Genomic DNA, 23,849 nt, shown 5'->3' on the forward strand with positions numbered 1-23,849 from the left:
TCAAGACGAAAACCTCTCTCATTGTTTAGTGTTGGAACTTCAATGATACCTGATTTTTCGTCTTGGTGTCTTTTTTTGACCATTTTTTGATCAATCAACATGGGTGGCTAACTTGATTATAAAATTCGCGCTTATTATTATCCTAAAATTTTACAGGAGATGCTATCATGCCAGAAATTAAGTTAACACCAGCGTTGATCGATTTATTGCGGCGGAAAGATTTATTACAGCAAACTTTAGTTTTGCTGGCTGATGATGGTGGTGGCAAGTATTCACTTCATGGTGGGGCTTGCAGTATCGGTGAAAGCTTCACGATTGTCAGTTTGCTGGAGCCAGACCCAGCCTATCCGATTAAACTAACCAATCAACAAAATGTTGCTTTCTGGACGTCGGACTATGATTTAACATTTTGTGAACCAGGGTTAACGCTTGATTACCGTAATGGCAGTATTCAAATGAAAGACCGTTCTCGTTTTATCGATGGCGGTGTGCAGTTGGCCAATGGTGAAAAGATTCTTGCTACTTTTAACCAAGGCGATGCTAGTGCTGAAGTTGGTTGTTGAGCACCGACGAAGCCAGAGAAAATTAATCAGCTATCTGAAATGCAGCCGTCACCGTCATGATGATTGGCTGCTTTTTTTAAGAAGTAGCTTAAGATTAGAAAATCTTAGAAGCTGTTTTTCAGAAAATGAAATTATATTTTCTGGCAATAAAAATGCTGTTCAGGCCTATTGGAGATACAGCTGGCAACAGAAAAAAGTTTATTTATTAAAGAATCATTACTTGATTATTGGTTAAGATGAAGCATGAATCCAGATATATTAGACAATCTATGTTAGACTTGGATAAGTAGGAATTAACAAAAAGAATCAAAAAAAGTTATTGAGGTGTCCCAAATGGCGCTGAATATTCAGCGGTTAAAAAGGAAAGATTTTGAAAATGCCAGAAAATTTGCAATCGAAGGCATGAATTTACAATTATTTACAAACAATTTATTTGAACTTTATTTTTACAGCAAGTATTTTGTTTTCTCTGAGTTAAGTCAGGCGACTCACGCTTATGGTGCTTATTGGCACGGTGAGCTGGCCGGTGTTTTGCTGGTCAATATGAAGGGTCAGCCGAAGATATTTAATTTTCCGATTCGAGCACGGATCGTTAAAATGGTCATGTGGCTGATCACGCACTTTTATGGTGAGTTGTCTGATGATTATGATCAAGCCAATGCTGAAATGATGGATCAATACCGGTTAGAGCATCGACCGGCCGGTGAATTAAGTTTCTTCGCGGTTGACCCAACGATTTTAGGTCAGGGAATTGGGACGAAGCTGTTGAAGCGGCTTGCCAAAGATGAGGCCGGTAAATTGGTTTATCTGTATACTGATTCCGGTTGTACTTATCCGTTCTATTTCCACCGTGGTTTCAAGAAAAAAGGTCAGCAGGAAATCGAATTACCTACTGGTGCTGATGAACCCCAGCCATTGACTTGTTTCTTGCTAGATAAACAACTTTAAATGATGATTAATAAAAGCAGTGTTGTCAACTCAACTGAGTTTGATAACGCTGCTTTTTTGCGGGTCTTTTTAAAAATTTGCTCGTAAAAATGATTAAGTCATGTCCTAGATGAAGGCAGGTAGAGGAGGCAAGCCATTGAATGGGCGTGTAACAGAACAAAATTTAAAATCGGGTTTGGACAGAATGGCTGACAACGCCATTACGGCCGGTGGGTGCGGAACGTTGCGGGCATTGATTTGAGCTTTTCTACGAAAATCTCAAATACAAGCCTTATCCTAAGCGATAAATCGCCAAGGATAATTTCGCGACTGGCACCCCAGCGGCCTCCATTTCGTTTTGAGCTAGTTTAGTTCACTTTAGATTTAACCGTTCTTAAGACAGTACTTGCAGAGTTGGCGGCAATTACTTAAGGTCGACCGTGTTTTACACAACCAGCAAGCCGGGAATGGAATCAGAACCAATTCTGTTTTAACATCGCCACTTGTTTATAAGCAGCTAAACTATCAATTAGTAGTGGTGTTTAAAGTACTCCTTTTAAAACAAGCTATTTTGTAGCTCGATGATGGCGGTCAATCAAATAAACAATTGTTGTTGCTAACAACATGACTAAGACTAGCCATCCGTGGGTGGTGCTGATCAGGCTGGTGAAATTAGCAGCGACAGTTTTGTGGGCGTAAGAAGTTAACAGACTAGCGACTTTAAACTGCTGTTGATTGGCAACGCTGATCATAATCAACCAGAGGACCATCTGTAATGTTAAGCCACCAAGTGATAGCAGTCGTGGTGCCACTAAATATTCCTCATCAGGAATCAAAGGTGTTTCAGCATCAAGTTCAGTAATCACTTCGCGATTTAATTCGCCGACAACAATTCGCAGGCAGAGAATCCCGACCAAATATAAGGGTTGCCAAAAAGTTAGGATTAGTCCTAAAACCAGTAGCAGTAGCGTTAAATTTGCGCGACTGATTGCTGGTATTTTTTTCGCCAAAAAGCTTAATAGTGGTGCACCGATCGCCATGGCGACCACATACATTAAAATAACCCAAACGTAAAAAGCGCTGCCTAGCAGGACGAAGCAATAAATCGTGCCATAAACGGCAACAAAATCAATACACATACCCCGTAAAAAACCGCGAGCGCGAATTGTCCAAGTAATCCGACTATTTCCGCGGGCCATCCGCCAGGAAAAGATGGCTAAACCAATTGGTAAAATAATCGCGAGAAAAATGAGTCCGTGTAGTAAGGAAGTGATTGTACCCTCGTTACGCGTCATTCTTAAGTTGATCAAACCAACAAAAATGGCTGCGGTTAAAATGAAATTAACAGTGATTCGCTTGGGGTTGTGAAAGTGGATCGGCGTCCAAGGTTGGCGCAGAGAACTAACCCAAAACCCGAGGCAACCAAGTAATAAATAAAGCGTCATACCAGCAAAGGACCAGCTAATGTGGTTACCGCCAGCTAATTGAATCAGTAGCATCAGTAGCAACAAGGCACCATATTGATAAAGGGCGTCAAATCTTATTTTCTTTGCAGGTGTTTGTTGCTTTTGGCGCTGGCCAAAAACTCGGATTGCTGGTGGTAGTAAGGCTGAAGCAATACCAATTCCGACACCAGCCAAGTCCCAAAAAATTGGCAACCAGCCGCCGAATAAACCACATAAACTGCCTAACGTACCGGCAATTAAACCAATCATCATCAGTCGCTCAGCTCGCGGATGATAGCCACGAAAAAGGAACAGCACTGTTCGCCGGAAAGTATAAAACAGGACGAAAGGCAGCGCATTTAAAATAACCACATTTTGGCGAAGAATTAATTGTGGTAGTAATAAGTAAGGCAGGATATTGACAGTAAAACTGGTGATGCTTAGGAATAAGCTGGAAAATGGTGCCCAGCGTTGTTGTAATTGTTGCCGATTAGTCAAAATAATGTTCCCCATTCAATTATTAAAATAGCTTACCCCATTATAAGCTGAATGGCGCCAACTTTGAACTGAAAACAATCACGTTTCTGGGCGAACTAGTTGGTTTCGGCGGATTGATAGAGATCAATTAATCTTATCCGCTGACGTTTATTTTTGTAATTAATGGTGACAATATCGTTCTCTTCTAGGGGATAAGGTTGGCCATTATTACCTCTAATTTGATAGGGCGATAAGAAATTGAATGATACTTGGGCCTGCTGATTTTTGTTGCGGTTCCAAGGTAGTGGTCGCGAAAAACGGACGTCAATCACAGGTTGAAAACCATCCTCATCATTATTATCGCCTTGGTCAAGGGCCATTAAATTTAATTTTTTAGCGGTGGCTTGATCACTTTGAAAAGTTAAGGTGACTGTTTGACCGTTTTTTTGAACTGATTGCGTTATTTGTTGACTAGCTGCGGGAAAAGAATGCGCGTATAAAGCTAGCCCGAAATAACCGGCAACCATAATAACAATGGTGATTAAGATGCCTAAAATCACTTTGTGATGAGTTCGTTGCTTGATTTTTTTTAACGGGTTGATTTGTTTTAGATTAAGTTGAGCTGGGGTAGTCAGTTCAGCCTTCATAGCCTGTAAATATTTCTGGCAACTAGGACAAGATTGGAGATGCGTTTCAATTAATTTTCTGCTAGAAGTACTAATGACGTTGTCTAAGTAACCTGGAATCAAATCTTTGATGATATCATGGTTGTTCATCTTCATTTGCTTGCATCCTCTCAATAATTTTTTGCTTAGTGCGGAAGAAAGTTACCCGAGCCCAATTTTCACTTTTATCGAAAACTTCACCAATTTCTTTAAAAGAAAAATCGCCGTTGATTCTCAAAAGTACCACTTCCTTGCTGAGTTCGTTCAGTTGGTGAATGGCCTGGAAAACCACCATTTTATTTTCCTGTTGTAATAATCGTGTTTCAGGAATTGGCTGGGAATCAGGTTGGTCAATTAAACAATTAGGATTGGCTGATAGGGGTGGCTTTTTACGTAAATACTGCCACCAAAGATGTTTCGCAATTTGGCATAGCCAGGTTGATACTTGTGATTCACCTTTAAATTTATGCGCTGATTTTACGGCTTGATAAAATGTTTCTTGGGTTAATTCTTCTGCTAGTTGTTCGTCTCTAGTTAGACTTAGTAAATAGCGGAAAACAAATTCTCCATAAGTTTGATAAATTAGCGCTAATTCCAAATCATCACCACCTTGCTTAAACGTTATATCTATTAGTCCTAAAAGATCACTTTCGTTACATTAAAAGTGATCTTTTTAACTATAAATAATAAATGATCGGTTTGCAAAATAGGGTTGTAACTTAAATAGCCTTGCTAACAATCGCAAGTTTCAGAGATTGTTAGCAAGGCTATTCGAAATAACATTCATTTAATCGTTGATGGTTCGGGAACGGTCACCACGTCGGTATCAATAATCCCATATTTAAGCTGTAAAAGCCGTTCAATTTTTTCGGCTAATTGATAACTTTCTAAGACAGTCATTTGGGCATCAACAGTAATAGTCACGTCCAGAGTAATGACATTGCCATCGTAATGGGCCTTTAATTCGCGGACATCATAAACGGCGGGAACTGCCTCAATAAAATCGTGAAATTGTTGCTCAGCAACCGGATCAAAATAGTCAGCTAATTGCAAACTACTACTAGAGAAAATGCGAATGCCAGAGTAGAGGATGAACAGCCCCACCAAAATACTGGTGACACCATCAAGCCAAGTGACTTGCCACAAAATCGCGCCAATAATTGACAGTAGCGTGCCAATACTAGTGAAAGCATCACTTAAACTATCTTGTGCGGAAGCAATTACTGCCGCATTTTGTAATTTACGACCAGCGCGGCGATTCAAATACCAAACAACCAGCATAATGATACTCGCAATTGCGGCACCGTAAATGGTGATTGGTTTTGGAATCGTTTTTTCACCAGCGTTTAGCAGAGCCTGAATCCCGGTGTAAATAACATTGCCGGCAATCCCGATCATAATGATTCCGGTGACTAAAGTGAAAATAGTTTGGTAGCGGAAACGGGTGAAAGTAATACGTTGCTCGGCACCATCCGAATTGCTGATTGGTGTGGGGAGTTTTTTGCCAGCAATATCGTCGTCATCGACGTCGCGGGCGATATGAATCCCGATTAATAGGAGGACGGTGGAAATAATCCCAGAGAGATTATTCAAAGCGTCGGCACGTAGGGTTTGCGAATGACCAACGATAGCTAGCCAATATTCAGCGACGGCGATGCTTAAATAAGCGGCAACATTAAGATATAGGTGTTGGGAAGCACTGTTTAGTTTCTGCAACTCAGCGGCCTCGGCCTGTTGCCAATTTGTTTTTTCTTCGGCAAAATGACGATCGATTTCATTCATTATTGTTCACCTCATGTAATCATCTTTAGCATAGAGCCATTTTTCAGACGATACAAGTAATTTGAATGCAGGTTTAGTCAATCGTCAAGTAGTCAAGGTACGGCATTATTTTTTAACAAAACTGTGACGTAAAGAGGGTTCCGTAAACCATAACATGGCCAAATTAATAAGGAGTAAACCAGCAGTGGCAATAAACACCACATTGTAATCAAAAATACCGGCTAAAGTACCACCAAGCAGAGCACCAAACATATTGCCTAGAGCCTGAAACGACTGGTTCCAAGAGAAAATGGCACTAGTAGCACTAACTGGCGAATTTTTGGTTAATAAGGTTTGAATCGTTGGGAACAGCGCACCATCAGAAACCCCGACTAAGAGGCGAAGAATGCCTAAAACAACGACGCTGGGAATCAATCCTTGCGGGATGTAGACGAGGACGGCGAATAAGTAACCAGCAATCAAGACCTTACCAGAGCCGTGTTTATCACCATAGTCGCCTAAACGTGGCGCAGCAATGATGTTAGAAATACCAGGCAAAGCTGCAATAATTCCGGCAACTAAGGGAACGCTACCTTGACCGTACATGAGTTCTTTGACGTACAAACTAATAATTGGTGAAATTGACGCATTGCCTAGCTGTACAAACATGGTTGATAGTAGTAAGACAATAATCAGCCGTGGATTATCGAATTGACTTAAAAGTCCAGCTAAAAGGCCCTTTTTCTCAGGATTCTTTGGCCGTTGGATTGGCACGAAATGTTCGGTCACCAGCGTTGCTGAAAGAATCCCAGCTAGCAATAACAGACTAGCCGTAATAAAAAAGGTGTTGCGGATGGAAAAGACTTGGGCTAAGATACCACCAATAATGGGTCCCATTAACATCCCAGAAGTTGAACCAGTGACTAAAGTACCCAGCGCTTTACCAGAATTTTTGCGAGGTGTTTGTGAGGCAATCAAGGCTTGCGCGTTGGAAATAAAGCCTGAGAAGACACCTTGTAATGCACGAAGGCCAATCAATTGCCAAACGTTAGTTGCTAAGCCCATGAGAAACATCGCGACGGCCATCCCCAAGGAAGCACGAATCAACATGATTTTGCGACCTTTGCGATCGGCCAGGGCACCCCACATTGGTGAGACAATTGCACTGACAAAGAAAGTCGCAGCAAATACCAGACCACTATAAAAGGATAGCTGTGATTTAGTAAAGTTACCTAGTTGGCCAACATAAAGCGACATAAACGGCATGATTTCACTGAAAGAAATTCCGGCAATAAAAGTGCAGACCCAAAGAACCGTTAAATTACGCCGCCAAGGTTGTTGTTCACGCTGCTGATCATCCATGTTTAATACTCCCTTTCTCAGTAATACTAGTAATTGCCTGACACAAAGAATCTTCGAAAGAATCTGCTACAGGTACGGTTGCCAATTGGAATAATCCCCATAATTGATTTTGCACATAGCCGAAAATTATCGCGCGAAAATAGCGCGCTTGAGCCACAACTTCAGCCTCAGAAGTACAATAAGGAGCAATTAAACGATCAAGGACTAAAATTAATTGATGAAGATGTTGCCCAGCTTCATGTTCTTGATCATAACTAATACCACCGAAAGCTAATTTAGTTAAGTTAGGTTGGGCCAGCAATAAAGTATGTAATTGGTCACCATAAATATATAAAGCCTCCTTACCACTAACGCCGACCAATGCAGCATTTAAGGTTTGAGTAAGGCTATCTAAGTAATCAATAATTAAAGCAAATTTTAGTTGTTGGGCATTAGGAAAATAGGCATAAAGTGCTTGCGACCGCACCCCTAAAATAGCTGCAATTTTACTAAAGGTTAAAGCGTCACTACCACTTTCGTTAGTGATCTGACGGGCTGCTTGTAAAATGCGCGCTTGATTCAGATTTCTTTTTTGCAAATTGATCACCTTTCAAAAAAGTTTCACCATCTATCGTACTCGTTGTAAATACAAATTACAACTTGTAAATTAAAAGTTTTCAGAAAATATTAGTTAGACTTACTATCAATAATTTAGACGTGCTATGATGGAAGCAAGGTTATTGAAACGCGATGTTAAAGCGGCTGGAGCTTTCATCATCGGTAGATAAATTCAACTAGTGGGGAGATTAAGTGGATGAATTTCTATTCGTATTCATATTTGGTTCAACAGAATAGTAATTACAAAACTGTTCAATGGATCATTATTGCCGTGGTACTGGTGGCCGTCAGTTTAGCTGGAGTCATGTGGTATCGGCACCGATCTGATTTAAAATATCGCGACTTACTAACAATTATGACGTTGATTTTGGTTTTTCTGATTGGCTTACAAGTTAACGAATGGCGCGATCTTAAATCAAGTTCAGCTCAAAAATCTCAAGCGACGCAAATCATGCAACAAGTTGCTAAAGATAAAAACATGGCAGTGACCAAAATTTGGTCAAATACGGCCAATGTTAATAGTGGCATGTTGATTATTGTTAAAAGTAAGATTTACACAGTCACCGTGAACGCTGATGGCAGTAGCTTTACGTTGAGTGAGGCTAAACTGATCAATCCACAAATCAATTACATTGGGGGTAAGTAGTCATGGGAACTTATGGCGATGTAACCATTAAGTTAGCACTAGGTTTGCTGACGATTATCTTACAGATTAATTTATCAGGTAAAAGTAATTTAGCACCAATCAGTGCTTTGTATCAGGTTCAAAACTATGTTTTAGGTGCGATTGTTGGTGGCATGATCTACAGCGCTAGTGTGACAGTGCTGGAATATATTTTAGTTTTGTTGATCTGGATGATTTTAGTCGCACTATTACGTTTTCTGACCAAACACAATCGCTACGTCAAATGGCTGATTGACGGCCGACCGCAATTGTTAATTGAAAACGGTCAACTAAAAGTTGATACTGCTTTGAAAAATGGTATGAGCGCTAATGACTTGGCTTTACGCTTACGTACTGAAGGCGTTACAGATATTCGTTATGTTAAGCGCGCAGTGCTGGAACAAAACGGTCAACTAACCGTCACTAAAAAAGGTGATGACTCAATTAAGTATCCGTTAATTGTAGACGGGCAACTTAACGCCGACATTCTTGAAGATATCCATCGTGATCGAGACTGGTTAAATCAGCAGCTGGCTAGTTATCATTGCGAAGTGAAGGATGTGTATTTGGCGACTTATGTTGACCAAAAATTATTGATTTTTCCTTATGTTCGTTGACTAATGCTAGCTGTGGTTGGTTTTGGGCAGAATAGATGACAACTCCGTTGCGGCCAGCGGGTTGTGGAACGGTGCTTAAACTGGTGTCAAGTCTTCCCCAATTTGAAGAGGTGGTTGCTGGGCGATTTTTAGGGCGTGGAACGGCGTGGGCATTGATTTAAGCTTTTTCTACGAAAAATCTTAAATACAAGCCTTATTCTAAACGGTAAACCGTTAAGAATAATTTCACTGCTTCTCGCAAAATCGCTCGTACGCAAAGAAACCCCCTTCCCTGACGCCAATCGCCCAGCAACCACCAGATAAAACTAACAGAATTGAGCACCACTAATTAGAAAATCAGATTACCGTATACGACAAAGCCTGTGTGACAATCTTTCAAGATAAAATCGAAAGATGTCACACAGGCTATTTTGGTCTAACTATTCAACTATTATTGACGAGTGAATTAAGTTGATCAATCCTACTAACACTGCCTTAACCACTAACAACCTTGAAAATCACAAACTTAACTCCAGACGGAATGGAGGGACCGGGTTGTCAGGCGCCAAATTATTCTTAGCGATTTATCGCTTAGAATAAGACGCGTATTTGAGATTGTTGCGTAGCAATAAGCTCAAATCGATGTCGGCACCGTTCCACAACCCGCAGCCCGGAATGCAGTCAAAACCAATCCTGTTTCAAAAACTTCACCAGGTTTTAGTGTTTTTAAACTTGGGTCTGTAGTTAGCGACCATGTCAGGTTACTTGTCATAAATATTCCGTAAGCCAGCTAAGTCAGCGGGTGCTAAAGTCGTCAGACCTTGATCCAAGGGATACATGACTGAGGATTCAGCGTTACTGTGAGCTAAACCCAGTGCATGACCTAATTCGTGAATGGCCACTGACTTTTTAATGGCAATATGCGGATAAGCGAGATTTAAACCAGCTCGTCCACTATTAACAGCATAATGATTCCAGGCTAAAGTGGTGGGTCCACCGTTACCTAGTTCAACTGTTTGTGAGGCGGGATTAGTCAATTTTTTATCATAAACGAAAAACGTTACTTTGTTCTTATTGGTAGTTCCAGAGCCAGGTGTTAGCTTGACGAGGCCGGTCTGATTATAAACTGTGACGGCTTGTTGGAAAACTTGACGCACGTTGGCAGGAACATCATTTTCAAAATAGTACTGATAAGTATTACTAGTTGTTAAATTCTTCAATGGCGTTTCGATCGGGGTCGCGTCAGTACTGGCCGCTTGAGCCGTACTTTTAGCAAACGGTGTTTTAAGACGGTTATTGATCGAAGCTCGGACTAAGTAAAAGTATGGTTGTAGTTTGACGGTTGTTTGTTTGACAGTTGTGGCTGTGTTGGTGACTAGCTGCGGCTCCTTGTTAATAACAAAAAAGAATGCCGCGAGCATAATGAGCCAGGCCAACCATGATTTTCTTTTCATTGCAGCGCTCCTTCTTAAAGATAAGTTGCCTAAATCATAAAGTGTTCTTTCAGAAATGTCCAATTAATTTTTTCTTATTTTCATCAATATCATACCAAGTTTACGGGGCTTTTACCTAATGCTTTGTTTTTTAAAAAAGCGCATTCTTTGGCTATAGCTAAGGGCTAAGCACTTGATAAGTAAATTGACAAAAATGTGTTAGCAAACTAGGATTGAAAGTATGCATGAAAATCGATCAGAAATATAATGACATTTTTACATGAATTGTCTAGTATTTATTATTTTTAATGAAAGAAGAAAATAAAGTTAATGAATCGAAATCGTAAATTATTGGTCACCTTCGCTTTGATCTTATCAAATACGATGGCTGGTCTAGATGGCACCATTGTTAATACGGCCTTACCGGCAATTATTAGTGATTTACATGGTATTCAATATATGGGCTGGATCGTCGCCATTTTTCTATTAGGAATGGCTGTTTCAACACCACTATGGAGTAAATTTGGTGAGCGCAAGGGGAATAAATTGGCGTATATTAGCGCAACGGCAATGTTTGCTGTCGGGGCACTTTTACAGGGGATTGCGCCAAATATTGTTTGGTTTGTGGTTGCCCGTGGATTTATGGGAATTGGTGCTGGTGGTATGAACACGATTCCGTTCATTATTTATGCCCAGTTATTTAAAAATATGAAACGACGGGCGCAAGTGATCGGTATTGCCACAGCTAGTTTTAGTACTGGCTCAATTATTGGCCCGCTACTTGGCGGCTGGCTGGTTGATACGTTCAGTTGGCATTGGGTCTTTTTCCTAAATATTCCGATTGCGGTGGTGTCAATCTTGCTAGTTGCACTATTTTTCCAATTACCAGTTAACTTGAACCATCATCCTGTCGATTACCAAGGTGCCACTTTAATGGTTGTAGGCTTGAGTGCTATTTTAGTGGGCATTCAGTTGTTAGGAACGACTTCAGTGTGGGTCACAATTGGGTTGTTTGGCTTAGGCATCGCCTTATTGTGGTGGATGAATCGTGTCGAGAATCGCGTAACTGATCCAATTGTGCCAAATCGGTTATTTAAAAATGGTAAATTAATGTTGGACTTTACCCTCTTTGCTATTCTTTGGGGCGCTTTTGTGGCTTTTAACATTTATATTCCAATGTGGGCCCAAGGGATTATGGGCCTAAGTGCCTTGATTGGTGGCATGACCCAAATTCCTGGTTCTGTAACTAATTTTGTTGGCTCGGAAATAGAGCCCTTGTTTCAGCGTCGGTTGGGGCGTTATGGGATTGTTGCAGCTGGAACGTTGGCTTTTTTGGTCAGTTTTCTGGGCATGGCTCTTGCCAGTCAGCAGGCCAGTTATGGCTTTCTTTTGGTTATGGGCGTGTTTGAGGGCTTAGGCTTAGGTTTGTGCTTCAACGTATTGCAAGTGGCCGTACAAAACGACGCTGAGTTGCAAGATGTGCCAATTGCGACTTCATTTGCTTACTTGATTCGAATTTTGAGTCAAACATTCATGTCATCGATTTATGGCGTGATTTTAAATCGAGCTTTACAATCTGGTGTTACTGCCAGTCGGCACCAAATCACCATGGCAATGTTAAATAAACTAAGTAATTCAAAAACTTCTGGTAGTTTACCATAACAGTTATTACCACAGATGCGTCAAATTCTGTTTCAAGGGATTCATCACATCATGCTAACTGCTTTAGCATTAGTCCTAGTGGTAGTCCTGATTTTAATGGCTGTTTTTTATCATTTATGGCGGCAAAAACATTTAGTGACGCATGCAAAAGTTAAGCGCGCATAATTGGCGATGTTTCCTCAGCGTACTGGCGCTGAACTTCGCCAAAGTTTATTGGCAGCCTGATTGATGAGTGTTTAATTTAGCTGGCGAGAGTGGCTTTTAATTCCTACTAAAAACTGTGATAATGGTAGTAACTGACTTTTCACGTTTAAAAAATTCTGGAGTGATAAATATGAATCAAGAAGAGATCGCCAAAGTAGCTGTTGCCGTGCGCGGGTTACCTTCAATCCGATTGCCCTTCCCGGAGCACATTGATCAAGTTGGTTTGCAGCGTGATTTGAATCAGGTTAGTCAGTTATTGAGTGATGCTGCCGAAGATTCCGAGGTGGCGTTCAGTTATTTAAGTGAAGTGGTACTGATGGAGCGGCTCTTTTTTAATCGGAGCTTGCAACAGATCACAGTCGACTCGCTGGCTGATGTTGTGCTGGTGGCATTGCCAACTGTCGAACGATCGGACGATGAGTTGGATAGTTTCGTGACGTTAATCTTTTATTTCTGTCAATTATTGACTGACAATGGCATTATTACGAATAATTCATTAATGGGCACGAAATTCATTGAAGCAATTCAGCGGCGGCAACCGGAATTAACCGATGAGATTACTGGTGATGAAGCAGTTGGTAGCCGTTTAGAAATGGGGATAATGAATCACTTCTTTACCCAACCACTACAATTATTACCAGCTGGCTTGACATCGTTTTTCAACCAAGAATTTGATTTGGACGTTGATTTCAATGAGTTCCTTGCTGAAATACAGCAGAAAAACGATCCGGCCTTATTCGAAGCGGCCTTATTATTATTTGTCGAGGATGAGCCCAGTTATCTGAAGGTGCTCAATGCCGCTAATAAACCTTTTTCAGAGATTGAGCGCTTTTATCCCTTCTGGGCGCGGCTAAATTTAATGAGCCCAGCAGGGTTATTGAAGCTACTGCAAAGCTACCAAGACTTTCTGGATTTTTGTGTGGTGCGGGCAGTAATGAGTCGAACGACAGCGCAGAAGATTTGGCAGTCCAGCAGTCGGCGATTGTTGTCCTATTTATACGCTGATGCGCAACAAGCAGTTACAGTTGGCCAAAGTATTTTCTCCGGTCCAGCTCAACGATTGAATCCTAAAATGGCCCGGAAAATTCTTCAGGACCAGCCTTACACTGCCACTCTTCCATTCGAATTAGGCCCTGCTCACCCCCTGAAGTTAGCCAAAAAATTAGACCAGCATCAATTGGATTTGGAACTAAAACGGGTGCAAGGTTATTTACGAGACTTCACCGGAAATGTCACACTGGTGGAGTTGCCAGAATTGACTTTATTTACGAATTTTATTCTTAAACTTCATCGGACGATGGTGTTGACTTATCATCGGCGGGTCAATCAGTGGACATACGAAAGCTTACGTAATTGTTTAGAACACATACTTGTGAGGGAGCAGCAATTCGTTGGTCATCCCCTGATTTTCCGCTTCCTACAGTTGTATCTCTTTACCCTTGATGATGAGGGCGCGATTAAAAATGCGGATATCCTCTACACGGCTTTGGAGCATGAGGTACAAGTGTTTTTATACCACAGCATTGATGTACAGACTGCCACTAGCAGTAAGTAAATATTGACCATTGCCAGTGCTCGATTTAAGCAGCCGGTAGAAAAATCTGAACTTTTAAGATTGCACTAGGCCCTGTCAAGTTGACAGATGAAATAAAATAGAATTGAATTTGGCGTTACACGCTTCATTCCAGTATTCATCTGGAGTGAGGCTTTTTTTGTGCTGATCGCCTTTGGTCACACTCTCTTAATTATTACTAAATTCTTGTTGAAAAGGATTGGTCTCGAATTTCTTTCCCGATGTGGTAATGGCCCAACAAATAGTTTATGCTAGTCACAACTTTTCGTTGGTTTAAACAAACGAACCATTGGGGCTTATTAAAATTATAGGGGCGCTTAAAAATGAAGAAAGTATTGATTGTGTTAACAAATGTGACCCGTTATCAGGGAACCGATGAGCCGACGGGGCTCTGGCTGGGGGAAGCTACCGAATTTGTGACTGAATTACAACAGGCGGGGCTCGATTATGATTTTGTGAGTCCTCAAGGTGGGGTTCGTTCCCTTAGATCCACGTAGCCTGAAATATACTGACGCGGCGATGATGGCGGTTTATGAGTCGGCTGACTTTCAGCGACGAGCGCTAACCAATTCGCTGGCGGGAGCGACTGTTGATCCTGACGCCTATCAGGCAATTTATTTTACTGGTGGCCATGGCGTTATGGGGATTTTCCTGATGACCCTAATTTACAACGCTTGGCCTTAGCCATCTATCAAAATGACGGTTGGTTGCTGTCTGTTTGCCATGGCATCGCAGGTCTACTAAACTTGCGCAATGCTGCAGGACAGTACGTCATTAGTGGGCACACAGTTACTGGTTTTACGACTAGTGAAGAAATTCTAGCTGGAAAAAAACGGGTTGTGCCATTTCTCAATCAACAAGCCACAGCTCATGGCGCTCATTTTACTAAGAAACGCGCTTATCGCGAGTTTGCTATTCAGGATGGTCGGCTGATCACTGGGCAAAATCCATTTTCGGTTAAGGCCGTCGCTAAATTATTTTTGCAAAATCAGCCACAGGAGGCTTAATAATGACCAATCAAGCAATGCAAATGACCAAGCAGAGTTTTATTGACTGTCAGCCAATCTTAACGGCTTTAGGCGATGAGAATCGTCAGAATATTTTGTTGGCCCTGGTCAATACGCCTTGTCAAACCGGTTTGCGAGTGGGCGAAATCACTAGTCTGGTAAATTTATCTCGTCCGGCAGTTTCCCATCATTTGAAAATTTTGCGGGAGGCAGGGTTAATCAAGAAACGTCAGGAAGGTACGATGAACTTTTATGCCGCTGATATTCGGACGAATTTTACTAAGTTGCAGCAATTGTTAACTGCTGTGCAACAATTACAGGAGGCCCATGACCATGACTGAATTAATGCGAGCTTTAGTCGCCAGCAACGTTCATGCTAAACCAGAATTATGTCAAATTCCCCGACCGCAAATCAAGCCACACGAAGTTTTAGTCGCTGTGGCTGCAGCTAGTATTAATCCTGTTGATCATAAATATCGACTTTTACATTATAGTTTGAAACAAGTAACTAAATATCCCCTGACTTTGGGCAATGATTTTTCTGGAACTGTGGTGGCTAGTGGTGCGCAAGTTCATGCTTTTAAAGCTGGGGACCAAGTTTATGGTCGGACCAATCATGATCAAATGGGCACCTTCGCAAATTATTTGGCAGTTGACCAAGCAGCCATTGCGAAAGTACCGACTAATTTGAGTTTAACTGAAGCAGCAGCGGTACCATTAGTTGGTTTGACGGCTTATCAGGCCTTGGCGGAAGTGTTAAATTTGCAAGCTGGACAGAAAATTTTTATTAATGCTGGTAGTGGTGGCGTCGGCACAATGGCGATTCAACTGGCACATGCTCAAGGAGCTAATGTGACCACGACTGTTAGTGAACGTAATCGGCAATTAGTCACTGATTTAGGTGCTGATCAAGTCCTTGATTATCATCAAGTGGATTTTGCCACTATTTTACAGAATTATGATGCGGTTTTTGACACTCATGGTGGGGCTGATACCGAGAAAGGTCTGAAGATTCTACGGCCAGGCGGTAAACTGGTGATGATTGCTGGTCTGCCAACTACCACTTATGCCCGTGAGCATCGCCTAGGAAAGGCTCGAGAGTTGGCCTTTGCCTTGGCTAGTCACCACACGGTTAAGCTAGCCCGCAAGCAACAAGCTGACTACCAATTCTTGTTGATGCATGCCAGTGGTCAACAGTTACAGCAGTTGACGCGATTAATTGAAGCTAATAAATTACGGCCAATTATTGATCAGACTTATCCGTTTGCCGCTATCCAGCAAGCACTCACTTATGCTGGACAGGGTCATGTAACAGGCAAAGTTGTGGCCTCGATGATTTAAGTTCTATTGCTAGTGATACCTAAAATTAATTATTTTATTTGTATTAATCAGCGCTGGTCTGAAAGAAGTAGCACACATTAAAAGTGGTGAAATAGCAGCCTAACTTTTTTGCATTCCCTGCGCCAGCATTTCATGGTGCGCTGGACTTGTCTAGTTAAACGAGAATAATGTCTTTTTGATACAGGCTATGATAAGCTAACGGCGACTTATGAATTGGTTTCTTTTTTGGGAAAAGAAATGACGAAGGGGGAAATCTTATGTCACCAGTTTCGACTTATCAGTTAGCCAACGGTGTGGCAATTCCAGTGCTGGGGTTTGGCACGATTTTGCCAGCGGGGGACACTACTGTCCAAGCAGTGACAACTGCGATTCAAGAAGGGTATCGCTTATTTGATGGGGCGGCAGCTTACCACAATGAAGTTAGCGTCGGTCAGGGATTGCGGCAGGGCTTGGCCCAGAGTCAGCTGCAGCGTCGAGATTTATTTGTTAGTAGCAAGGTTTGGTATGAGCAACGTGGCTATGAAGCAACCAAGGCCTCCTTTGTAAAAACTTGCCAGGATCTGCAACTGGATTACTTAGACTTGTATTTAATTCATTGGCCAGCCAATGCGCGCTGGCATCAGGACTGGCGCGAACTTAACGCTGAAACTTGGTGAGCGTTAGAAGATTTATATCAAGCAGGTCAAGTACGGGCGATTGGTGTTTCTAATTTTTCAATCCCGCAGTTAGAGGCTTTGCTGGCTGATAGCCATGTCCGCCCAATGGTGAATCAACTTGAATATCATCCAGATTTTGCTCAAAAAGAAATTGCCGCGTATTGTCAGCAACAGCAGATTGTTGTGGAAGCATGGCGACCTTTAGGTGGGCCCAACAGTACTTTGCGCAATCAACCAGACTTATTGGCGATTGCGCAACAACACCAAAAGCAACCAGCGCAAATTATTTTACGTTGGTTATACCAGCAACAAATAATTCCTTTGCCAAAATCTAGTAATCCTGCACATATCGCTAGTAATCCTGATATTTTTGATTTCATGCTTAGTTCGGAGGAAATGGCCCGGTTAAATCAATTGCCTCAAGGAACAACTGCCTTTGATCCAGAGACTTATCATTCTTAATGATGGCAATTACAGACCAAAGCTCAAAGTACTAAAACCCAGTGAAGCAGTTAAAACGGAATTGGTTCTGACTGCATTACGGGCTGCTTGTCGTGGAACGCTGCCGACACTGATTGATGCCAATTAAAAACCAAATTATCATCAATACAGGTCTTATTGTAAGTGCTAAAGCACCAACAATAATTTGGCGGCTGACGACAAGATCCCTCCATTCCGTCTGGAGTTAGGTTAGTGATCTTCACTGTTGTTTGTGGTTAAGATAATGATAGTGGGACTAATCATCTTAATTCACTCGGCTGTAATAATTGAATAGTAAGACAAAAATAGCCTGTGTGGTTTCTTTCAATTTTATCTTGAAAGATTGTCACACAGACTTTGTAGTCCACTGAAATCTGGTTTTCTACCCAGTGGTGCTCAATTCTGTTAGTTTTATCTGGTGGTTGCTGGGCGATTGGCGTCAGGTGTGAAATTATTCTTAACGGTTTACCGTTTAGAATAAGGCTTGTATTTAAGATTTTTCGCAGAAAAAGCTTAAATCAACGCCCACGCCGTTCCACGCCCTAAAAATCGCCCAGCAACCACCTTCTTAAATTGGGGAAGACTTGGCACTATTTTACGTTCCACAACCCGCCGGCCGCAACGGAGTTGTCATCTATTCTGTCTAAAACTAACTTTAGATTTAAATCGCTGATTGCGTTCGCAAAATCGCCCAGCAACCACCGCCACAAATTGTGGAAGACTTAGCACCAGTTCCACACTAAACTGAATTTTCCTAGTTAAAGTAAATGTAAACTAGACAACGATTTCAAGCAGCAAGTAGCATTAAACTTGAATTTAAATTGCACATGTTCCTATACTGAGATGAGAATCAAGTTAGGGGGAATTAATATGACTGAGAAGTTTGATACGATAGTAATTGGTAGTGGCCCTGGTGGCATGGCTGCGGCAGAGGCGTTAGTCGCCAAGCAGAAGGTTCTGATTGTTGAGAAGGGCGCTTGGGGTGGTACTTGTCCAAATCGTGGCTGTGATCCGAAAAAAATGCTCTATGGCGTCGTGGATACTTATTTGCAAGCTAAATTGTTTGCTAAGGCTGGTATGCCGGCTATGGGACAACTTGATTGGTCTAAATTAATGGCCTTTAAGGAAAGCTATACACAACAAGTTCCTAGCGGAATGCAGACAAGCTTGGCTGCTAGTGGGGCCACAACATTAGCTGGAGAGGCACACTTTGTCAATGAGCATCTGATTGAAGTGAATGGCGCCACCTATGAGGCAGACAATATCGTAATTGCTGCTGGTGCTGAACCACGGATTCTTGATATTCCCGGCCATAATTATTTAAAAACTAGTACTGACTTTTTGAAACTCGCAGAACTACCCCGGCGAATTGGTTTCATTGGTGGTGGCTTTGTGGCTTTAGAGTTGGCTAATATTGCTAACGCTGCTGGTGCTGAGGTTCATATTTTCCAGCATAACCATACCTTACTTGAAGCGATGCCTGCGACTGCCACTAATCAATTAGCAGATTTACTCGGCCAGCGTGGTATTCAATTCCACTGGGACACCACTGTCTCTGCAGTTGATCGTGATCAAGGTGCTTTAGTTGCCCAAACGACGGCTGGTTCTTTCCCAATGGATCTCATCATTAGTGCCGTAGGTCGGCCAGCAGCATTGAACGGACTTCATTTAGAAAAAGCGGGTATTACAACTGATGTCCACGGTATTAAAGTGGATGATCATTTGCGGACCAATCAACCACATGTTTATGTGATTGGCGATATTGGTTCAAAGCGAATTCCTAAGTTGACAGGTGTCGCTGGTTTTGAAGGACGTTATGTTGCTAATACAATTCTTGGTGTTGATGCGCCCATTACGTATCCGGCGATTCCATTCATTGCTTTCACCAGTCCCCAATTAGGTCAAGTAGGATTAACGGTCACTGAAGCTGAAAAAAATCTCGATAAATACCAAATTACAGTAACTCCTGTGGGCAAATGGTATAGTTACATGCGTCTATTTGATGACCAGGCACAGGTAACAACGATTGTCGAGCGTCAAAGTGGCCATTTAGTCGGCGCCGTGGTGTTGGCACATGATAGCGAGGAATTAATGAATCGCTTCACGCAAATTATCAATTTAAAGCAAACACCAGCTGATATTGCACATGATATTAATGTTTATCCAAGTTTCTTAAGTGATTTACCATATTTATTTTAAATTGAGTTGCGTCACTGGATTACCGGTTATTTGTAGGTAATCGCAATGGGACTGTCTGTTTTTTTGTATGAGGAATTGACATAGTTAACTTAATAAGCCTGTCAGCTAATCGCTGCGTTATCGTTAGAGCGATTAGCTGACAGGCTTTATTGGCATTATCCAGAGAATAAATCTAACAATTAGCGTAAGTAAATTATTAATTAAATTATACATTTTGATTTGAACGATCAAGCTCATTCTGATTTCTAGTAATCAGCAGTACTGAGAACCCGCAGTGACAACAGGTTTGTCGTCCTTGCTCGCAACCGGATGAATAATATTGTAGAATTAATGAGTAATAAATAATACGAAGGACTCCTGAATGATGAAAACAAAAGTAACCATTTTCTCGGAAGGCGTATTGAACTTGATTGCTAACGCCGGCGTTGTGTTACCTTACTTTTTCTGTTTGACCTTTTATAATCAGAATAAAAATTTAGCTGGGGCAATTTATCCTTTTCTGATGGTTTATGCTTTTCGGACGATTGGGATGTTATTAACGACAGTGATTCATCAGCCAACTGTGAAAATGCTAATGATAGCTAATGGCTTTGGTGTGGTTGGTTCGCTATTTTTACTGGGCGGGCAAGTGCCTGCTTTGGGAATTATTGGAGGGATATTATTAGGCTTAGCGTCCAGCTGGGTTTGGCCTTATTACCTAACTGTGAAATTTCGCGGTCAGGAAAAGCAAGAATTTCAATTAACCAAGTTTCATTCTTTGGCAGCGTTGGTAACCATTATTATTTTAGGGCTGATTGAGTATTTTGATGGTCAGGATACCCACTTGTTTTGGTCATTTTTAGTGTTGGCCGTTTTGTATGGGGTGTCACTCTTAGGCAGCTGGTTCCTCGGGCAAAAAATTTCTTATTATCAGCAAGCACCTTTACCAGCTAGTAACTGGCGGTTGCATGCGAGTAACAAACTTCGCTTAGCACAAAACGCACTATTTGCGACGATTTTGTTGATTTTAATTTATGTTTATCGCTACACCCGCACGAGGGTTTTACCGCATTATGTTGATCTGATTTTAGCAATTGTTTCTTTGATAGTGTTGGCGCTACTGATTTTCTATGAGTTAGAAATTCATCGGCAGTTGTATCCCTTAAGTCTTGATGCAATTAATCGGGGCGTTGTGATGAACTTCGTCATGCTTTATGCTGTTTTTAATAGTCAGTTGCGGTTTCCACGCCTGAGTACATTGCTGATTATTTATTCTTTGTATTTGATTGGCCTAGAATTAGGACCACTACTATTAAAAAATCGCGAGCAGTATCGCTATGGTGTGCTGTTCGTTGGTTTACTATTGACGTTGTTTAATTGGACTTACTTTATTGGCATTTTAGCCTGTGCTATCTTTATTGGCGCTGATAATCGTTTATTGAATGAAGCTATTTACGCTGACGACCGTGTTGATGCTGAGCGCTCGTTCTTAGTAAAATATCAATTCTCTAGTATTGGCAGTGTTTCTCAGCAGTTACTCTTCATGATGGCTGTTTATTTTGTTAGCTACTTCCAAAATGTTAAGGTACTGGCTTTCTTTAACAAAGGCGAGGCCAGTGTCCCAACATTGACCATCAATCTGATGAATCTGTTTATTGTGGTCTGCGTTGGACTTAGCAGTTTATTAACTTATCGGGCGATGAAGCGCCAGCCAGACGAAATATCTAAATCACGCTAATATTGTCCTGAAATAAGCTGGCTATTGAAAATGGCGACGATTAATTTGATTGCTGACAACTGTCTAATGTACTTTATTGATAAATTATTTATGCCGCTGGGTAGTCGCCCATTGCTCAATTTGCTTGATGACGGCAGCAAGTCGTTGTTGTGACTGATCTTGGCGCGTAATCAAATAAAACTGTCGTTGATATGAAGCGCCTAGAGACCGAAAAGGTAAACCAGCGGCGGCGCTTTGCGAGATGATAGCTTTGCCAAAACCTTGATGGAGCAAGGCGACGATTAGATCATTATTGGCAATCGTTAATTGAGTCTCCTGCAAGTCATGTTCGGCAAAATAACGCGCTGTATAATGAAACACGCCGCTATCAGGTTCACGAACTAGCCAGGGCTGTTCTGGACAATCTTGATTAACCACACCTAACTGATCATGAAATAACGTTTGGCGACATACATCTGGGCTGGACAAGGGCTTTTCAATGAAGCCTAAATCAATTTTATGTTGTTGCAACGCTTCAAAAACCGCCAAAGAGTTGACCATTGTCACTGAAAAATCAATTTGTTTCTGTTGCTGATAAAGTAATGGCAACAATTGCGGCAAGAAGTGGTTGGCAAAAGTATGAGAGGCTGCAATTCGGCATTGTTGTTGTCGTTGTGTTTGTTGCAGTTCGTTTTTGGTGGCCGCCCAATCGTCTAATAATTTCGTGGCGCGCCGATAAAGTTCCTCAGCTTGCGGCGTAACTAGTAAAGTTGTCCGGCCGTGACGAATAAAGAGGGTTGTTTGTAACTCTTCTTCCAATTGGCGGATTTGCGTGGAAACAGTTGGTTGAGCAATAAATAGTAGCTCAGCGGCTTGCGAGAAGTTTTTGGTTTCATAAACCATTTTGAAGGTAAGTAATAATTTAAACATCGTTTCTTCCTATTCGAATTATGAATGATAACTATTATATCTATCAATCATACTAATGATTCACTTTCGATACAATATTAAGAGTAAGATTCGGGAGGGATTATTTTGGAAACAATTAGTAAAGTCAGAACGGCGACGCGCCCAGTGTTGCCAGGATTAGGTTTATCTGTTATTGTCGCGATTATTGCGAAGGTAATTGCTATTTGGTTACCAGATTTAGGCGGTGCGACTTTGGCAATTTTGCTAGGTATCCTTTTGGGAAATACTGTTTTTCGACAGTCATTTCTTGCAGTAGGAACTAAATTTGCTGAAAGTCGGTTACTAGAATATTCAGTGGTTTTATTAGGTTTGACAGTAACGTTTCAAACGATTGGTCAAGTTGGCTGGCGTGGCGCGCTTTATGTCGTGTTAATGATGACCACAGTTATTTTAGCCGCTTATTGGATCGGTCGACGTTTAGGCTTCGGTGAAAAAATGGCACTTATGATGGCCGGCGGTAATGCTGTGTGCGGATCTAGTGCTATTGGCGCCATTGCCCCAGCTATCAAAGCGGATGAAGCTGAAAAGGGGCAAATTATTACCTTAGTTAATTTGTTGGGAACAGTGATGATGCTCAGCTTGCCGTTTTTGGGCACGGCGGTTTTCAATGGTAAGTTGTTACCGATTAGCGCATTGCTCGGTGGGACATTACAATCAGTGGGCCAAGTAGTTGCGGGCGCTAGTTTGGTAAGCGCAGACACGGTCAAGTACGCAATGCTTTTTAAAATTATGCGAATTATGCTATTAGTCATGGTTGTTTTAGCATTTAGTAAGAAAGTGGCGTTGACTAGTGGTGCCGAAAAAAGTGAAAAAAAGAAGTTCAGGATTCCGTGGTATGTTTTGGGCTTTTTGATTTTATGCTTGCTAAACAGCTGGCTGACCTTACCTACGCTCCTAAGTGACAGTGCCCATACAATTAGCGGTTGGTTTGAAACAACTGCTTTGGCGGCAATTGGGTTGAGATTAGATTTTCGAAAGTTCATGCAACAAGGCGGTAAATTTCTTATTTACGGATTAAGCGTGGGCATGGTTCAAACAGTTGCTGCAGTTCTTTATATCTTGATGTTGCAGCTGTAAGGTTAGTTTTAGGCGGCATAGTGGACAACTCCGTTGCGGCTGCGGGTTGTGGAACGGTGCCGGGATTGATTAATGCCAATTACAGGCCAAAGCTCAAAGTACTAAAACCCAGTAAAGCAGTCAAAACCGATGCTGCTTCATCGCATATTCTCTATATGAATAAATATCGGTATATTATTTACGAAGAAAGCAATTGAAAATAATAACTGGAATAATCAACGAAAATTCCAAAAAATTCATTATCATGAAAAAATAAATTGCTATTAATTTCAAGAAATAACTAGACAAGTTGTTATGAAACTATTATAAATCAAGAGATAATAGTGTTCGATTGATTGCAAGACAATAATGGCCATTTTTGATTACTTTCACAATTATATGCAGAAAGTTTGAGAAAATTTCAGAAAATAAGTTTGCCGGATTTAAAATTGAAGTGCAACACCTAAATGACTAGACCAAAAAGGCCATGAAGACCTATTCTTATAGTTACCACAC

General features: G+C 41.4%; 18 protein-coding genes and 3 pseudogenes. 13 read left to right on the forward strand and 8 right to left on the reverse strand.

Annotated elements, in window-relative coordinates; genetic code table 11:
• Nucleotides 1–167: 167 nt before the first annotated feature.
• Entirely contained in the window at nucleotides 168–563 is a 396-nt protein-coding gene (locus tag EKM81_RS08820) for an iron-sulfur cluster biosynthesis family protein (protein ID WP_125650867.1), read from the forward strand.
• Nucleotides 564–896: 333 nt separating this feature from the next.
• Complete coding sequence (locus EKM81_RS08825; protein ID WP_125650869.1) at nucleotides 897–1,511, forward strand: GNAT family N-acetyltransferase; 615 nt, start codon at nucleotides 897–899, stop codon at nucleotides 1,509–1,511.
• Nucleotides 1,512–2,056: 545 nt separating this feature from the next.
• Here EKM81_RS08825 and EKM81_RS08830 read toward each other — a convergent pair.
• The 6 genes from EKM81_RS08830 to EKM81_RS08855 all read right to left on the reverse strand — a co-directional run bounded on the left by EKM81_RS08830 (nucleotide 2,057) and on the right by EKM81_RS08855 (nucleotide 7,777).
• Nucleotides 2,057–3,448, reverse strand: a complete 1,392-nt coding sequence (locus EKM81_RS08830; RefSeq protein ID WP_164509273.1) for a hypothetical protein — start codon at nucleotides 3,446–3,448, stop codon at nucleotides 2,057–2,059.
• An 80-nt stretch (nucleotides 3,449–3,528) separates the two neighbouring features.
• Complete coding sequence (locus EKM81_RS08835) at nucleotides 3,529–4,194, reverse strand: zf-HC2 domain-containing protein (protein WP_125650873.1); 666 nt, start codon at nucleotides 4,192–4,194, stop codon at nucleotides 3,529–3,531.
• Entirely contained in the window at nucleotides 4,175–4,675 is a 501-nt protein-coding gene (locus EKM81_RS08840; protein WP_125650875.1) for an RNA polymerase sigma factor, read from the reverse strand. The genes EKM81_RS08835 and EKM81_RS08840 overlap by 20 nt, the downstream gene beginning before the upstream one ends.
• A 185-nt stretch (nucleotides 4,676–4,860) precedes the next feature.
• Nucleotides 4,861–5,859, reverse strand: a complete 999-nt coding sequence (locus EKM81_RS08845; RefSeq protein ID WP_125650877.1) for a cation diffusion facilitator family transporter — start codon at nucleotides 5,857–5,859, stop codon at nucleotides 4,861–4,863.
• A 105-nt stretch (nucleotides 5,860–5,964) separates the two neighbouring features.
• On the reverse strand, nucleotides 5,965–7,200 hold the full coding sequence (locus EKM81_RS08850) for an MFS transporter (protein WP_125650879.1): 1,236 nt from the start codon (nucleotides 7,198–7,200) through the stop codon (nucleotides 5,965–5,967).
• The gene (locus EKM81_RS08855; protein WP_125650881.1) at nucleotides 7,193–7,777 is read right to left on the reverse strand and encodes a TetR/AcrR family transcriptional regulator; all 585 of its coding nucleotides are present in this window, start codon (nucleotides 7,775–7,777) and stop codon (nucleotides 7,193–7,195) included. The genes EKM81_RS08850 and EKM81_RS08855 overlap by 8 nt, the downstream gene beginning before the upstream one ends.
• 216 nt (nucleotides 7,778–7,993) lie before the next feature.
• On the opposite strand from EKM81_RS08855, the gene EKM81_RS08860 reads away from it, so the two are divergent.
• Both EKM81_RS08860 and EKM81_RS08865 read left to right on the forward strand, forming a co-directional pair.
• A complete protein-coding gene (locus tag EKM81_RS08860; RefSeq protein WP_125650883.1) occupies nucleotides 7,994–8,443 on the forward strand; it encodes a DUF3290 domain-containing protein in 450 nt (149 codons plus the stop codon).
• A 2-nt stretch (nucleotides 8,444–8,445) separates the two neighbouring features.
• Nucleotides 8,446–9,078 (forward strand): DUF421 domain-containing protein, encoded by a 633-nt coding sequence (locus EKM81_RS08865; protein WP_125650884.1) that lies wholly within the window; start codon nucleotides 8,446–8,448, stop codon nucleotides 9,076–9,078.
• 740 nt (nucleotides 9,079–9,818) lie between these two features.
• On the opposite strand, the gene EKM81_RS08870 is transcribed toward EKM81_RS08865, so the two are convergent.
• Entirely contained in the window at nucleotides 9,819–10,511 is a 693-nt protein-coding gene (locus EKM81_RS08870; RefSeq protein WP_125650886.1) for a M57 family metalloprotease, read from the reverse strand.
• 309 nt (nucleotides 10,512–10,820) lie between these two features.
• On the opposite strand from EKM81_RS08870, the pseudogene EKM81_RS08875 reads away from it, so the two are divergent.
• The 8 genes and pseudogenes from EKM81_RS08875 to EKM81_RS08915 all read left to right on the forward strand — a co-directional run bounded on the left by EKM81_RS08875 (nucleotide 10,821) and on the right by EKM81_RS08915 (nucleotide 21,329).
• A pseudogene (locus EKM81_RS08875) lies at nucleotides 10,821–12,317 on the forward strand (MFS transporter).
• Nucleotides 12,318–12,486: 169 nt separating this feature from the next.
• A complete protein-coding gene (locus EKM81_RS08880) occupies nucleotides 12,487–13,911 on the forward strand; it encodes a hypothetical protein (protein WP_125650888.1) in 1,425 nt (474 codons plus the stop codon).
• A gap of 341 nt (nucleotides 13,912–14,252) precedes the next feature.
• Nucleotides 14,253–14,936 (forward strand): annotated as a pseudogene (locus EKM81_RS08885) (type 1 glutamine amidotransferase domain-containing protein).
• A 2-nt stretch (nucleotides 14,937–14,938) separates the two neighbouring features.
• Nucleotides 14,939–15,277: an ArsR/SmtB family transcription factor gene (locus tag EKM81_RS08890; protein ID WP_125650890.1), complete on the forward strand. Its 339-nt coding sequence runs from the start codon at nucleotides 14,939–14,941 to the stop codon at nucleotides 15,275–15,277.
• Nucleotides 15,270–16,277, forward strand: a complete 1,008-nt coding sequence (locus EKM81_RS08895) for an NADP-dependent oxidoreductase (protein ID WP_164509274.1) — start codon at nucleotides 15,270–15,272, stop codon at nucleotides 16,275–16,277. Before EKM81_RS08890 ends, EKM81_RS08895 begins: the two co-directional genes overlap by 8 nt.
• A 257-nt stretch (nucleotides 16,278–16,534) precedes the next feature.
• Nucleotides 16,535–17,395 (forward strand): annotated as a pseudogene (locus EKM81_RS11370) (aldo/keto reductase).
• Nucleotides 17,396–18,283: 888 nt separating this feature from the next.
• Nucleotides 18,284–19,612: a dihydrolipoyl dehydrogenase family protein gene (locus EKM81_RS08910; RefSeq protein WP_164509275.1), complete on the forward strand. Its 1,329-nt coding sequence runs from the start codon at nucleotides 18,284–18,286 to the stop codon at nucleotides 19,610–19,612.
• A gap of 361 nt (nucleotides 19,613–19,973) precedes the next feature.
• Nucleotides 19,974–21,329, forward strand: a complete 1,356-nt coding sequence (locus EKM81_RS08915; RefSeq protein WP_125650899.1) for a hypothetical protein — start codon at nucleotides 19,974–19,976, stop codon at nucleotides 21,327–21,329.
• Between the two features lie 84 nt (nucleotides 21,330–21,413).
• Here EKM81_RS08915 and EKM81_RS08920 read toward each other — a convergent pair whose 3' ends face one another.
• Nucleotides 21,414–22,238, reverse strand: a complete 825-nt coding sequence (locus tag EKM81_RS08920) for a LysR family transcriptional regulator (protein WP_125650901.1) — start codon at nucleotides 22,236–22,238, stop codon at nucleotides 21,414–21,416.
• Between the two features lie 99 nt (nucleotides 22,239–22,337).
• Here EKM81_RS08920 and EKM81_RS08925 point away from each other — a divergent pair, with 99 nt between their 5' ends.
• Entirely contained in the window at nucleotides 22,338–23,354 is a 1,017-nt protein-coding gene (locus EKM81_RS08925; RefSeq protein WP_125650903.1) for a YeiH family protein, read from the forward strand.
• The last annotated feature ends 495 nt before the right edge of the window (nucleotides 23,355–23,849 follow it).

It is taken from the genome of Lapidilactobacillus gannanensis, from assembly GCF_003946675.1.
GTDB lineage: Bacteria > Bacillota > Bacilli > Lactobacillales > Lactobacillaceae > Lapidilactobacillus > Lapidilactobacillus gannanensis.